The 12,944-nt window shown below is 64.2% G+C and carries 11 protein-coding genes; 2 read left to right on the top strand and 9 right to left on the bottom strand.

Translation table 11 applies throughout. The features are described from left to right. The coding region (locus AC1DSN_RS03730; RefSeq protein ID WP_477329635.1) for an integrase core domain-containing protein at positions 1–193 on the top strand (193 nt) is incomplete at its 5' end. Positions 194–268: 75 nt separating this feature from the next. Here AC1DSN_RS03730 and AC1DSN_RS03725 read toward each other — a convergent pair. Continuing rightward, positions 269–1,117 (bottom strand): LysR family transcriptional regulator, encoded by an 849-nt coding sequence (locus AC1DSN_RS03725; RefSeq protein WP_477294365.1) that lies wholly within the window; start codon positions 1,115–1,117, stop codon positions 269–271. Between the two features lie 112 nt (positions 1,118–1,229). Between AC1DSN_RS03725 and AC1DSN_RS03720 the strand changes: the two genes are divergently transcribed. Next, positions 1,230–2,231: a zinc-dependent alcohol dehydrogenase family protein gene (locus tag AC1DSN_RS03720; protein ID WP_477329633.1), complete on the top strand. Its 1,002-nt coding sequence runs from the start codon at positions 1,230–1,232 to the stop codon at positions 2,229–2,231. A gap of 20 nt (positions 2,232–2,251) precedes the next feature. Here the strand turns inward: AC1DSN_RS03720 and AC1DSN_RS03715 are convergent, their stop codons facing one another. The 8 genes from AC1DSN_RS03715 to AC1DSN_RS03680 all read right to left on the bottom strand — a co-directional run bounded on the left by AC1DSN_RS03715 (position 2,252) and on the right by AC1DSN_RS03680 (position 12,917). After that, positions 2,252–3,241 carry a glycoside hydrolase family 43 protein gene (locus tag AC1DSN_RS03715; RefSeq protein WP_477329631.1) on the bottom strand — a complete coding sequence of 330 codons (990 nt, stop codon included), beginning with the start codon at positions 3,239–3,241 and terminating at the stop codon, positions 2,252–2,254. Positions 3,242–3,314: 73 nt separating this feature from the next. Beyond that, positions 3,315–5,435, bottom strand: coding sequence for a TonB-dependent siderophore receptor (locus tag AC1DSN_RS03710; protein ID WP_477294371.1), 2,121 nt, complete (start codon positions 5,433–5,435; stop codon positions 3,315–3,317). A 1,146-nt stretch (positions 5,436–6,581) separates the two neighbouring features. Continuing rightward, positions 6,582–7,490, bottom strand: coding sequence for an alpha/beta hydrolase (locus AC1DSN_RS03705; protein ID WP_157504091.1), 909 nt, complete (start codon positions 7,488–7,490; stop codon positions 6,582–6,584). A gap of 105 nt (positions 7,491–7,595) precedes the next feature. Next, the gene (locus AC1DSN_RS03700; protein ID WP_477329629.1) at positions 7,596–8,255 is read right to left on the bottom strand and encodes a M24 family metallopeptidase; all 660 of its coding nucleotides are present in this window, start codon (positions 8,253–8,255) and stop codon (positions 7,596–7,598) included. Positions 8,256–8,285: 30 nt separating this feature from the next. Next, entirely contained in the window at positions 8,286–8,867 is a 582-nt protein-coding gene (locus AC1DSN_RS03695) for a TetR/AcrR family transcriptional regulator (RefSeq protein ID WP_477294376.1), read from the bottom strand. 3 nt (positions 8,868–8,870) lie between these two features. Beyond that, positions 8,871–10,328 carry an efflux transporter outer membrane subunit gene (locus AC1DSN_RS03690; protein ID WP_477329627.1) on the bottom strand — a complete coding sequence of 486 codons (1,458 nt, stop codon included), beginning with the start codon at positions 10,326–10,328 and terminating at the stop codon, positions 8,871–8,873. After that, complete coding sequence (locus tag AC1DSN_RS03685) at positions 10,318–11,853, bottom strand: DHA2 family efflux MFS transporter permease subunit (protein WP_063573016.1); 1,536 nt, start codon at positions 11,851–11,853, stop codon at positions 10,318–10,320. Before AC1DSN_RS03685 ends, AC1DSN_RS03690 begins: the two co-directional genes overlap by 11 nt. Next, positions 11,850–12,917: an HlyD family secretion protein gene (locus tag AC1DSN_RS03680; protein ID WP_345777502.1), complete on the bottom strand. Its 1,068-nt coding sequence runs from the start codon at positions 12,915–12,917 to the stop codon at positions 11,850–11,852. Before AC1DSN_RS03680 ends, AC1DSN_RS03685 begins: the two co-directional genes overlap by 4 nt. Positions 12,918–12,944: the final 27 nt, after the last annotated feature.

Raw genomic sequence — 12,944 nt, 5'->3', positions numbered from 1 at the left:
CTTCAAGACGCTCAAGTACGAGTGGGTACCTGAAGGAGGCTACGCATCTATCGCCGAGGCCGAGAAGGAGCTGACCGACTTTCTGATCTACTACAACCTAGAACGGCAACACTCGCGACTAAACGACATCCCGCCAGTGCTCTTCGAGCAACTGGCGGCTCAGGCTCCTACACCGGTGTCCAGAAAAGCTTGACCACTGCAATTCATCGGCGATCCCGCGGCAGCAGGCGGGGTTGAGGCAAGCACCCGTTCGCCGATGAATCGGCTCCTACGGGGGTGCGGTATCGCCTGTGGCGCGGAGCACTTCGTCGACGAAGGCGCGCAAGCGTGGAAGGTGGCGAAGATCCTTGTGGTAGCCGAGCCAGACGTCGCGACCGGGAGGTGTTTCGCCGAGATCGATGCGGCGCAGACCGGGCGTCGCGTCACCCAGTGGACAAGGCAACACCGCGATACCCACGCCGAGCGCGCAGGCGCGTGCCTGCGCCTCGCGGCTGTTGCTGCGGAAGGCTACGCGAGTGTCAGGCAGGCGCGACTGCAGCCATGCTACGTCGGGCATGTCGCCGAAGGCGGTGTCCATCGTGATCCGTTGGGGTGCCACTGTATCGTCGTGCGTCGTCGCGATGTAGGCCGCGTATGGCATATGCAGAAGCCTGCGCTGTGCGATGTCCGGCTCGTCGAACGGCGCGATGCGGAAGACGAGGTCCGCCTCACGGCGCGCCAGGCTCAGCCGTCGCGCATCCGTGATCAGTTCGACGGTCACCGCCGGATGGCGACGATGCATCGCTGCGATCGCGGGACTCAGCACGTGCGCGCCGAACCAATCCGATGACGACACGCGCAGATCACCCTCCAGTTCTCCTGCGTGCCCGCTCGCTGCACGAGCGATGCCCAGCGCTTCGGATTCCATCCGTTCGGCGTGCGCGAGCACGGCCGCACCCTCGTCGGTGAGGACGAACCCTTCGCTGGTCCGCTGGAACAGGGTCAGGCCCAGGGACGCTTCAAGCGCGCGGATGCGCCGGCCCATGGTCGGCTGGGTCTGGCCAAGTTCGCGCCCGGCAGCGCCGAGCGTGCCGCCTCGGGCCACCGCCAGAAAGATGCGCAGATCGCTCCATTCCATGCCGCATCATGCAGTTATGCATGGGTGTCGTGCAATTCTGGCCGTTCTCCATGCGTGATCGAAGGACTAACGTAGTCGCCAAGGACGACGCCGTCGCCCACCAGAGCCCACCATGACACCTTCCCGCCCGATGTCCGCCCTGCGCCTCGATGCGCCGGGTACCCCCCTGGTCCTTGCCCACCTTCCACGCCCGGTAGCGGGCGTTGGCGAAGTCCTTGTCCGCATCCTGGCCGCGGGTCTCAACCCGCTGGACACGAAGATCCGTGCCGGCCAGGCCGCGCATGCCCGCCAGCCGGCACCGGCCGTGCTCGGCATCGATATGTCTGGGACGGTCGAAGCGGTGGGCGATGGTGTTGATGGGTTTGCGCCCGGCGACGCCGTTTACGGCATGACCGGCGGCGTCGGTGGCGTGCAGGGCTCTCTGGCGGAGTTCGCCGCCGTCGACGCACGGTTGCTCGCGCACGCTCCTTCCCGCATCCCCCTCGCCGATGCCGCCGCCATCCCGCTGGGTTTCATCACCGCCTGGGAAGGCCTGGTCGATCGCGCCGACGTGCAGCCCGGGCAGTCGGTGCTCGTCCATGGCGGAGCCGGCGGCGTCGGTAGCATGGCCGTCCAGTTGGCGGTGGCACGCGGTGCGCGCGTCGTGGCGACGGGCAGCGCTTCCCAGCTGGCGACGATGACCGCCATGGGCGCGACCGCCGTGGACCGGCAGGTCGAAGACATCGAGACGATCGTCCGCGAATACACCAACGGCGAGGGTTTCGACGTGGTTTACGACACTCTCGGCGGCGCGACGCTCGACGCATCCTTCGTCGCCGCGCGACGTAACGGTGGCCACGTGGTCAGCAGCCTCGGCTGGGGTACGCACTCACTCGCGCCGCTGTCGTTCCGCGCGGCGAGCTACTCCGGTGTGTTCACCCTGATGCCGTTGCTGACCGGCCACGGGCGCGAGCAGCATGGGCRCATCCTGGCTGAAGCGACGCGGCTTGCCGACGCAGGGAAGTTGGTGCCGGTGCTATCGGCGCAACGCTTCAGACTCGCCGGCGGCGATGCCGCGCTCGATCTGGTCGAGAGCGGCCGTTCCGCCGGCAAGGTGATCGTGACCCTTCCCTGAGCCGATCAGTGCAGGGCCGATCAACGCAACGGATTCGCCTTGACACCTTCGTTGGTCATCTTGACCGGGAGGATGCTGCCGTCCTTGTCGAACGACATGACATCGATGGACGTCACCCGATCGTTACCGTTGGTGTCGCCCAGAGGATGCCGGTGGTAAACGATGTACCAGCTGTCGTCCTTCGCGTTGTGGAACACCGAGTGATGGCCGGCCCCGGTGGCGACCTGCGGATCTTGCTTGAGGATCGTGCCCATCCGCTTGAACGGTCCCATCGGTGAATCGCCGATGGCATAGGCGACGGAATAGTTGGGGCCGGTCCAGCCGCCTTCCGACCACATGAAGTAGTAGTGCCCGTTGCGCTTGAACATCAGCGGGCCCTCGACGTACTCCGGTCCCGGCGTGATTTCCTTGAAGGCCGTGCCGTCGGCCATCGGCTCGACGCCGGTGAAGTCCGACTTCAGCTTGACGATGTTCGCGTGCTTCCAGCCGCCGTAGATCATGTAGTACGTGCCGTCGTCGTCATGAAAGACGAACTGGTCGATCGGCTGCGCGCCGTTGTGGAAGGCACCGACCAGTGGCTTGCCCAGCAAGTCCTTGAATGGCCCCTCGGGCTTGTCGGCCACCGCCACGCCAATGCCGCCCACTTCCTTGTCGCTCTGGATATCGTTCGCGGCAAAGAAGAAGAAGTACTTGCCATCCTTCTCGACCAGGGCGGGCGCCCAGAGCGCTTTCTTCGCCCAGGGAATCGCCTTTATCTCGAGCACGTTCGCATGTTTCGTCCAATGGACGAGATCGGGCGAGGAGAACGCGTCGAAATGGGTCTGCTCGCTGTACGGGAGCGATGTGGTCGGATAGATCCAGTACTGGCCACCGAAGATGGCGGCTTCCGGATCGGCGTACCAGCCGGGAAACACGGGATTACCCGAATAGCCCGGAGGCGGCGCGGCCAGCGCATTCGTGGAGAGCAGCGCGGCCAGTGCCGCGCTCCCAAGCATCTTGCGAAACCCCATCACGATCTCCGGTTCGACGTTAGCGAACGTTCGATCCTAATGGGTCTGGCCGTCCAAAGGTTACGACGGCTTATCAGAACCGGTAGCGTGCGGAACCGACAATGCTGCGACGCGGACCGTAGAAACAGTCACCGCGGGCAAGGCAGCTTGCGCTGTACGCCTGGTCGGTGAGATTGGCCGCGTTGACGGAGAAGCGCCACGGGCCCTGTGTGTACGCGACCATCGCGTCGAACAGCGTCTTGTCCGGGACGCGAATCGACCCTGTCTCGTCGTAGTTCACGCCGATGTAGCGCGCGCCCATGCCGAAGCTCAAGCCGTCGCCATCCGCGTCGTTGACGTGATACACGCCCCATACCGACGCCTGGTTCTTCGGCAGGCCGGCGACGATCGTGCCGTCGTCGGGACGTGCCTTGGTCCAGGTGTAGGTACCGATCAGGTCGACGTGACTGGCCACGCGGGTCGACGCCTCGAGTTCGACGCCGCGGGTCTTCGCGCTGCCGGCCTGGATCTGGTTGAGCGGATTGGTCGGGTCGGGCGCCAGCCGATTCTCTTCGCGCAGGTCGTAGTACGTCGCCGTGATCAGCGTGGCGCTGCCGACCGGCTGGTACTTCACGCCAGCTTCGTACTGCTTGCCGCGCAAGGGCTGGTAGGGACGGTTGTAGAAATCCAGGCTGTCCAGCGGCTGGAAGGACTCCGTGTAACTGACATATGGCACCAGGCCGTTATCGAAGCGATACATCACCCCGTAACGAGCCGTGGTGGCGTTGTCCACGGAGCGGGTATCGCCTGTCGCAAGCGTGGCGCGGTCATGGCGCACGCCCACGGTACCGATCCAGTGCTCGCCCCAGTTGATCTGGTCCTGCAGGTACACGCCGGTCTGGCGCGTCACGCTCGATGCCACCGGGAAGATGTCCGGTGCAACGAAACCATTGCCGTAGACAGGCGAGTAAAGGTCGAACGGCACGCCATCGAAGCCATTGCCCTGGCGCGAGTCCGTGTGTGAGTGCGCAAGGTCGACGCCGATCAGCACACGATGATGCATCCCGCCAACATCGACGTCGGCTTCGGCGTGCGAATCGGTAGTCAGGCGCTTGTGCCGATCGATCGATACATAGCTGTAGCGCGCGACGGTGCGCTGCGCGTCGTCCAGGAACGGGTACGACGGATTCGAGTACACGTCGGGATACAGCGAGCGGTAATCGACATTGTCGTGCGAGTAGCGTGTGTTCTGAACGAACTTCCAGGTGTCGTTGAAACGGTGTTCGAACAACGACGTGATGGAACGCTGGTCGGTGTTGTAGCGATCGAAGCCCGGCTCGCTGACGAAGCGATCGGTGCGGATGCGACCGTTCGGATTCGGAAAGATCGTACCGGCATGCGGCAGGAAGTTGAGCGTCGAACCGCTGTGGTCGAACTGCAGGTTGGCGAGCAGCGTCCAGTTCGTATCGGCGTCGGGATGCCACGTAATCGATGGTGCGATGGCCTTGCGGTCATCGGCAACATGGGCGACCTGCGCGTCTGCATCGCGGACCACGCCGATCAGCCGATACGCCCAGTGCCCAGCGCTATCCAGCGGCCCGGTGAAGTCGAACGCAAGCTGCTTGCGCGCATTGTTGCCGAGCTGCACTTCGACTTCGTGACCCGGCATGAACTCCGGGCGCTTCGAGGTCAGGGCGATGAGGCCACCCGTGGTGCCCTGGCCGTAAAGTACCGACGACGGACCGCGAACGATCTCGAGGCGGTCGAGGAAGTAGGGCTCGGTGCGTGCATAGGCATTGCCGAAGAACTGCCGAAGACCATCGAGGTACTGGGTGAACGAGGTGCCGCGCAGGAACGCGTCATCGCCGCGGCTATCGACGCCATAGGCATCGGCCCGGACGCCGGCCGAATAGCGCAGCGCGTCCTGAACGGTGAGCACGCCCTGGTCGATCATCTGCGTGTTCGAGATGACGGAAATCGCTTGCGGCGTCTCGATGAGTGGCGTGTCCGTCTTCGTTGCGCCCGAGGCGTCGGAGCGCGTGTAGCCCTCGTCCTGCTTGAGGCCCTGCACAGCGACGGGAGCGAGCTGCACGGCCTTGTCGCTGGAAGCCTGAGCGGTTGCGTCTCCTCTAGGCGTGAGACTTTGGCCGGGCGTGGCGAACGGAAGCAACGCTCCGGCGATCAGGAGCGGCAGCGAATTCCTGCGAAGAATCATGGAGTTGTCCTATAGGTCGCACGAGGGCCCTTCTCCCTTCGTGCGAGCTTAATTGCGAATGACTATCATTTGTATGATGTAGGAATTCGCTGACTCGCGCAATCTTGCGATTCGCAGAAAAGCGAAGGCCCCGCACGAATGCGGGACCCCGTACGCCGGAACCTCTTGAATATCCCACTCTTGGTGAGGACCCCGAAGGGCGGACGAACGCCGGGCCGGGTATACGTTCGCCGAGGACGATACGTGCAGCACACGCAGCCCGCAATGAAGATGTTTCTTAGAGACGGTCGGTAGACCCTCGCGCTTGGTAAGCGAACGTGAAGCACATTGCCGACATGATCTTCCGCAAGGACCGATAACGAACAACGCAACGAATACGCCTCACTACTTGCTTTACCTAGTGGGGCTTTTCGATGGGAGTGAACTGGGCTACGGGGCTTATGAGATGGCAGCCCTACGTTGCATCATCAGGGAAAGCCTTTCCGCTAAATCACCTGCATCCTTTTAGATTCGCATTGCGCTTGCCCGCAGCGCCAGGCTCGAGTGAGATCGATGTTGACATCGAAATAGGATTCTCCATGCACACCTTTACGCGTGGGCGCCGTGCCGGAGACTCGTCGGAATCGACCTACGCGGACGCGCGCGAGTGTCGCGTCTTCGACGAGGAGCGTTATGCGCTCTCGTACAGACTTCCCGAGATTGTCAAGAATCTCTGGGCACGCAAGTGTTACCACGCGCGAAATCAGAACTATCTCAGCCTGGATGGAATATCGACTGCCGAGAGACCATGCGACTACCGCGTCTTCTTCGTATTGCGACGTTTGAAAAGAGATGGGGCTTCCCCACGGCCCTGCGTAAGACTGATTGTCCAGAGCGCCTACGCTACCCGTCCCAGTAACCAGGGAAAGGAAAGACCAATCCGCTTTCGCGTGCTCCTGCATCGAGTTCTAGGGTTAGGCGTCGGCTCAAAAAAGCGAAGGCCCCGCACGAATGCGGGGCCCCGTAGCCCGGATCTCTTGGATATCCCACTCCTGGTGAGGACCCCGGAGGGCGGATGAACGCCGAGGCGGGCGGTGCGTTCAGAACGAACGATACGTCTAACGCCAAAACACCGCAATGCCGATTTTTCTCAGATGTATGTAGGACTTACCTCTGCAAGTCCCGTTTCCCCGGCAACGCCCACAGCAATCCCCGCGTGATGACCGAAGGAAATACCGTGAGGTGATCTTCGTCGGGGATGGTCGTCATCTGGATATGCAAACCGGGATACCGCTTCGCCTTGAGTTCATCCATGAAACGCCGCGCGTTGCGCACCATGTCGACGCTGCGGTTGTAGCGTGGATCGTGCGACGAAGGCTCGAGGGTTTCGTAAGCGCCAAGTACCATCAGCACATGGGCCGGCATGTCCTTCAGCGTCGATGTGGCCTTGCGCATGCGCGTGAACTCGACCTGCCGATCGAACTGCAGGGACGGACTGCCGAGGATGTAGTACTGGAACATGCCCGGGTCTGCGATGAGCATGTCCAGGCCGAGCAAGCCGCCGTACGAGTGACCGGTGTAGATCTTCCGGCTCATGTCGGCGCGATAGTTCGCAGCGATCAGGGGGAAGACCTGCTCCTTGATGAAGCGACGATAGAGATCGCTCTCACCATAGACGACGGGACGCCCGGGCATATCGGACACAGCGTCTGCGGTGCCGTGTGGCGTCGGCGTGTAGTCGCGTCGCCGGCTGTACTCCGGCGTGTCGCCCACCGCATACGCCAGGCCAACGAGGATGAAGTCTTCGGTGCCGTCGCCGTGGTCGCCGACGCGGCGTCCGATGCTTCGGATCAAAGGGAAAGCGTAGTTGGCATCGGTCACGAAGATGACCGGGTATCGCCGGTTCGGGTCCTTCCTGTACGACGGCGGGAGGCTGACCAGGACCTGATAATCGCGATCCGTTCCATCGGCATGCAGCGTGCGAACTTCGGTGTCGTCCAGCACGTAGGGTGGAGGCACCTGGGGGTCGATCGGCTTTGAAGAGACCACTGACGGCGCGGCAGTGGCCGCGCTCATCCAGATGGCACACGCCACGAGAAGCGATCTACTACGTCGGTCCATCCCTGGTGCCTCGCGTCGGGTCAAAACCCGATTGACGCACGACGCCCGAAAAATCTCCAGCTACGCCATCAGCAGGTCTTCGTAGAACGCCCCGATAGGAAGGGTCGGATGCGCGATCTGGATTTCGAGGATCCACAACCCCGGAACGGGGACTGCGTCGAAGCCACCGAGCGCACCGGCCTTGTGCACGGCATGCGGATAGTCGCCGACCCGATGCCCCTTGGTGGCGTGGTTGAGGCGCCAGCCCATGGCCTCGGCTTCGGCACTGGCGTAGTCGTAGAGGGCCACGCCCGTCACGCCTCCGCGCCACCGGGCGGCAGTGCGGGCGAAGAGCTGGCGTGAGGCTTCCGAGCACGCGTGCATCGTCGCGTCGTCACCGACCACGAAGGTGTCACCGACATCGCCCTCGTGGCCATCGAAAACCGGACCCAGGTCGATGAAGAAGATGTCGTTCGCGGCGAGCACGGTATCGGGGGCGGAACGCTGACGGAACGTCTTCAGCGTGTTGGCACCGAAGCGGACGATGCTCGGGTGCCAGATGCGCTGCATGCCGGCGGCGGCCAGGCGTTCGCCGGCCAGATCGATGGCCTCCGGCTCGCTCATCCCCGGCGCGACACGCGACGCGATATCGCGCAGGGCCGTCCATGACTGCTCGCGGGCACCGAGCATCTGCTCGAGGGAGAAACGCTTGCCAACATGTTCGGCGGTCGCGACGGCCATGGCTCGGTCCTGCTTGGGGTCAGGGCCCGATTATCCCTCTTCGATGCCCGCCAGTTCGAGCGCCGCGCGCCGACCGGCGGCAAGCACCTCGTCCGACGTGGCTGGATCGTTGGTGGCGCGGGCGACCTGCATGGTGCCAGCCATCAGGCCGTAGAGGGCGATGGCTCGCGACCGCGCCTGGGCCGGTGGTAGCGCCGGCCATTGCGTGGCTGCCAGTTCCAGGAACTCGTTCACTCCGACCGTGAAGGCCGCTCGCACGGCGTCCGAATGACGGGCTACTTCGGCAGCGACAGCGGACGAGGGACAACCACGTCCGGGATTGTCCCGATGGCGAATGGAAAAGTAGCTCCGGATGAGCCCGCCGAGTCCCTCGCCACCATCGATCCAATGCCGGAGTCGCGCCACCCGGTCCTTGAGCGCCGCCGTCACTGCCTCCCGCGTCAGGTCTTCCTTGGATTCGAAGTGGTTGTAGAAGGCACCGTTGGTGAGACCCGCCGCTGCCATCAGCGATTTCACACCCTCGCCTTCGATGCCGTGTTCGCGAAAACGGAACGCGGCGGTCTCGACGATGCGCTGGCGGGTCTGGTCCTTGTGTTCCTTGTCGTAACGCATGGCTCAGTGCTCCGTGGTGGCGACGTCGTCGCGAGGTGCGTCCCAACCGCCGCCGAGGGCGCGGAAGGCGGCCACGGCGGAGCGCGCGTCGTTCGCGTGGACCTGTGCGAGCAGGTCCCGCGATGCGAGCAACTGGCGATCCTCGTCGAGCACTTCGATAAGGCTGATCGCACCGCCCTTGTACGCATCCTGCGCTGCGTCGCGAGCACGGATGTGCGCATCCACTTCGTCGGTCAGCAGCGCGTGCTGGGCCTCGAGCTGGGACAGGGACACGATGGCGTTCTCCACGTCTTCCGTGGCACGCAGCATCGACGCGCGGTACTTCGCCAGCGCTTCGGCATTGGCGCCCCTGGCCTGCTGCACCTCGGTGTCCACGCGGCCGAAGTCGAAGAGACGCCAGTGCAGGCCAAGCGCACCCTGGGGCTGGAAGGCGGCGCCGGTAAGCAGGTGGCCGGCGCCCAGCGTGCTGAAGCCGAGCAAGGCGGACAAGGAGACCGACGGGTAGTACTCGGACACGGCGACACCGATCCGCGCATTGCTGGCGGCGAGCTCGCGCTCGGCGGCGATCACGTCCGGGCGGCGACGAAGCAGGGCAGCCGGGCCGCCCGCCGCATCCACGCCGGGCACGAGGTACGACTTGCCGGCGCCACCGATCTCCGCGGCGTAGGTTCCCGGTGCCGCGCCCATGAGCACGTCGAGACGATTGAGCTGTGTTTCCAGTTCGATCTTCAGCGGAGGTATCGTCGCCCGGGCCTGCAGGAGCAACGCTTCGGACTGGGCCGTCTCGCGTGCCGTGCCTACACCGTGCTCCGCGCGCAGGCGAACGAGGTCGACCAGGCCAGTTTCGTTCTTGATCTGCTCTTCGGCGATGGCGATACGCTCCTGCGCACCGCGCACGCGGAAGTACGCGTCGGCCGCTTCGGCAGCCAGCGAGATGCGCACGCCGACGTGCGTGGCCTCTGCCGCCTGGTATTCCGCATCGGCGGCTTCGGCACCGCGGCGGAGGCCACCGGCAAGATCAGTCTCCCAGCTGGCACCGGCACCGATGTCCTGGATGGTCTGGTCGCGCTCGTAGCCCGGGAAGGCGCTGGCGATCGTGCCGAGCGGGCTGCGCGTGGACTGGTGCTGCCGGGCGACGCTGCCGTCGAGGCTTCCGCTCGGCATGCGATCGGCCTGTGCGTGCGCTGCCGCGGCACGCGCCTGTGCAACGCGGGCCGTGGAGGCGGCAAGGTCAAGATTTTGCGCCATCACGCGATCGACGATGGCAACCAGCTCGGGATCGTTGAAACCCTTCCACCACGCGTCCAGTGATGGAGCAGGCGCCGCGACCTGGCGCGCGGCCAGCGCGTCGGACTCATGCCAGGTCGGGTTGCTGGCCATGTTGGGCCGGACGTAATCGGGACCGACCGTGCATCCCGCGAGACCCGCGGCCAGCAAGGCGAAGAGGAATTTAGTGCGCATCGGGGGAAGGCCCTTTCGGCGGCTGCACCTTGCGCATCAACGGGACCATGATCGTCGCGATGACAAAGCACACCATGATGGAGAGGAAGGCGTCGCTGTAAGTCAGCGTCTGCGCCTCACGGAAGGTCAGTTGCCAGAGCGATTGCAACGCGGCGGTGTAGTTCTCGGTATCCGCCGGGTTGGGCAGTAGGTTGTTCATCGCTTCGTTGGTCGGGTTCAGGTGCTCGGCAAGGCGGTAGAAATGCAGATTGGTACGATCGCTGAGGATCGTTGCGCATCCGGCGATGCCCATCGCGCCACCGAGGTTGCGCATGAGGTTGAACAGACCCGACGCCTGCTTCAGTTTCGAAGGCAGCAGTCCGCCCAGGGTGAGCGTGACGGTCGGTGGAATGGCCAGCTGCTGGCCCATGCCACGAAGTGCCTGCGGGAACAGCAGCTCCGTGCCGCTCCAGTCATGCGTGATCGGGGTGAACTCGAACATCGACACCGCGAACAAGGCCAGGCCGACCATCAGCAACCAGCGCAGGTCGACGCGGTTGGCCAGCATCGAGTAGATCGGGATGGTCAGGATCTGGAAGACGCCCGTGGAGAACACCGCTTTGCCGATCTGCAACGCGCTGTAGCCTTCCACGCGGCCCAGGAAGAGCGGCGTCAGGTAGATGGTCGCGAACAGGCCGATGCCGGTAACGAAGGAGAAGAAGCAGCCCAGTGCGAAGTTGCGGTCCTTGAGCGCACGAAGGTCCACCACCGGATGCTCGGCGGTGAGCCCGCGCCAGACAAAGAGCACGCCGGAGATCGCGGTGATCCATGCCGTGGTGCGGATGGTCGAATCCTGCATCCAGTTCCAGCGCGGGCCTTCCTCGAGCGTGTATTCGAGGCAGCCCAGGAAGGTGGCGATCAGCGCGATGCCCAGCCAGTCGCCCACTTTGAGCAGCGAGAAATCGGCTTCGTCGATCTTCACCAGGATCGGCACGGCAATGGTCACGAACGCACCGGGAATCAGGTTGACGAAGAACAGCCAGTGCCAGGAATAGTGGTCGGTGATCCAGCCGCCAAGCGTTGGCCCGAGCGTCGGCGCCAGCGAAGCGAGCGCGCCGATGGTCGCCGCCGCCACGACGCGGTTCTTCCCTTCGAAAAACACGAAGGCCGTGGTGAAGACCATCGGGATCATCGAGCCGCCGAGAAAGCCCTGGGCGGCGCGGAACACGATCATGCTCTGGATGTCCCAGGCCAGGCCGCAAAGCAGGCTGGTAAGCGTGAAGCCGGCCGCCGAAACGGCGAACAGCCAGCGCGTGGAAAACACGCGGCTCAGCCATCCCGAAAGCGGAATCACCACAATCTCGGCGATGAGATAGCTCGTCTGTACCCAGGCGGTGTCGTCCGCGCCGGCCGAGAGGCCACCGCCGATATCGCGCAGGGAGGCGGACACGATCTGGATGTCCAGCAACGCGATGAACATGCCCAGGCACATGCTCGCGAAAGCGAAGACCTTCTGGCCCTGGGTGAGATGAGCGATCGGGTTCATGGCGCTTTGGTATCGATCGTCGCAGTGACGGAAAGGCCCGGGCGCAACGTACCGAGGTCGCCGTCGTTACCGTCGAGGGTGACGCGGACCGGTACGCGCTGGACGATCTTGGTGAAGTTGCCGGTGGCGTTCTCCGGCGGCAGGACGCTGAATTGCGCACCGGTGGCCGGCGCAAGGCTGGTCACGTGGCCTTTGAATGTCTTGCCCGGCAACACATCGGCGCGAACATCGACCACCTGCCCCACGCTCATGCGGGCCAGCTGGTCTTCCTTGAAGTTGGCATCGACCCAGAGGCCGTGGGCGGGCACGACGACGAGCATCTGGCTACCCGCCGCGGCATAGGTACCGACGCGTGCGCGACGGTTGCCGATGACGCCATCGACCGGGGCACGCAGTTCCGTGTACGAGAGATTCAGCCTCGCAATGTCGGCTTCGGCGTGGGCCTGGCTCAGTGCGGCCTCGACCTGATGCTTCTGCGTGTCGATGACGTCCAGCTGTCGCTGCGCGCCCTGGACCACCGCCGAAGCGCGGTCGGTGGCTGCATGGGCCGTCTGGAAATCGGCCTGGGCACGCTGGGCGCTTTCCACCGAGACGGCCGAACGGCCGGCGAGGTCGCGGTAGCGCTGGTCGTCGAGTTTTGAACGGTTCGCTTCGGCCTGGGCGGCCGACAGCCCGGCCTGGGCCTGCGCAATCACGCTGTGCTGTAACTGGGCCACCGCATCGAGGTTACGCAACGACGCTTCCTGCGCCGCGACGGCCGCCTCGGCTTTTTCCAGCGCTGCCTTGTAGTCGCGGTCGTCGATCTTCACCAGAAGATCGCCCTTGTGGACAGCCTGGTTGTCCGTGACGGCGATGCCCTGGATGTACCCGGGAACCTTGGAGCCGATCACGGTGATGTCGCCGCCGACATAGGCGTCATCGGTGTCCTCGATGAACCGTCCGGTCGTCCACCAATGGGCGCCGTACAGGCCGACGACCACGATGAGGCCAACGAGGCCGATGATTTTAAAGCTCTTTTTTCGTCCCACAGCTTCGGAGACAGGAGTATCGATGACGGCGGCCACGGCGGTACCTGCTGGATAGTGAAATTA

The organism is Luteibacter sp. P4_D7_3, from assembly GCF_056401735.1.
The sequence above is the reverse complement of the archived record's forward strand: the minus strand, read 5'-3'. Positions and strand labels throughout refer to the sequence as shown.

Bases quoted from the DNA above. Each gene is read 5' to 3' on its own strand.
- AC1DSN_RS03725 (WP_477294365.1), bottom strand. From the start codon at position 1,117: ATGGAATGGAGCGATCTGCGCATCTTTCTGGCGGTGGCCCGAGGCGGC.
- AC1DSN_RS03705 (WP_157504091.1), bottom strand. From the start codon at position 7,490: ATGAGCGCGGCCACTGCCGCGCCGTCAGTGGTCTCTTCAAAGCCGATC.
- AC1DSN_RS03700 (WP_477329629.1), bottom strand. From the start codon at position 8,255: ATGGCCGTCGCGACCGCCGAACATGTTGGCAAGCGTTTCTCCCTCGAG.
- AC1DSN_RS03710 (WP_477294371.1), bottom strand. From the start codon at position 5,435: ATGATTCTTCGCAGGAATTCGCTGCCGCTCCTGATCGCCGGAGCGTTG.
- AC1DSN_RS03695 (WP_477294376.1), bottom strand. From the start codon at position 8,867: ATGCGTTACGACAAGGAACACAAGGACCAGACCCGCCAGCGCATCGTC.
- AC1DSN_RS03715 (WP_477329631.1), bottom strand. From the start codon at position 3,241: ATGGGGTTTCGCAAGATGCTTGGGAGCGCGGCACTGGCCGCGCTGCTC.
- AC1DSN_RS03690 (WP_477329627.1), bottom strand. From the start codon at position 10,328: ATGCGCACTAAATTCCTCTTCGCCTTGCTGGCCGCGGGTCTCGCGGGA.
- AC1DSN_RS03685 (WP_063573016.1), bottom strand. From the start codon at position 11,853: ATGAACCCGATCGCTCATCTCACCCAGGGCCAGAAGGTCTTCGCTTTC.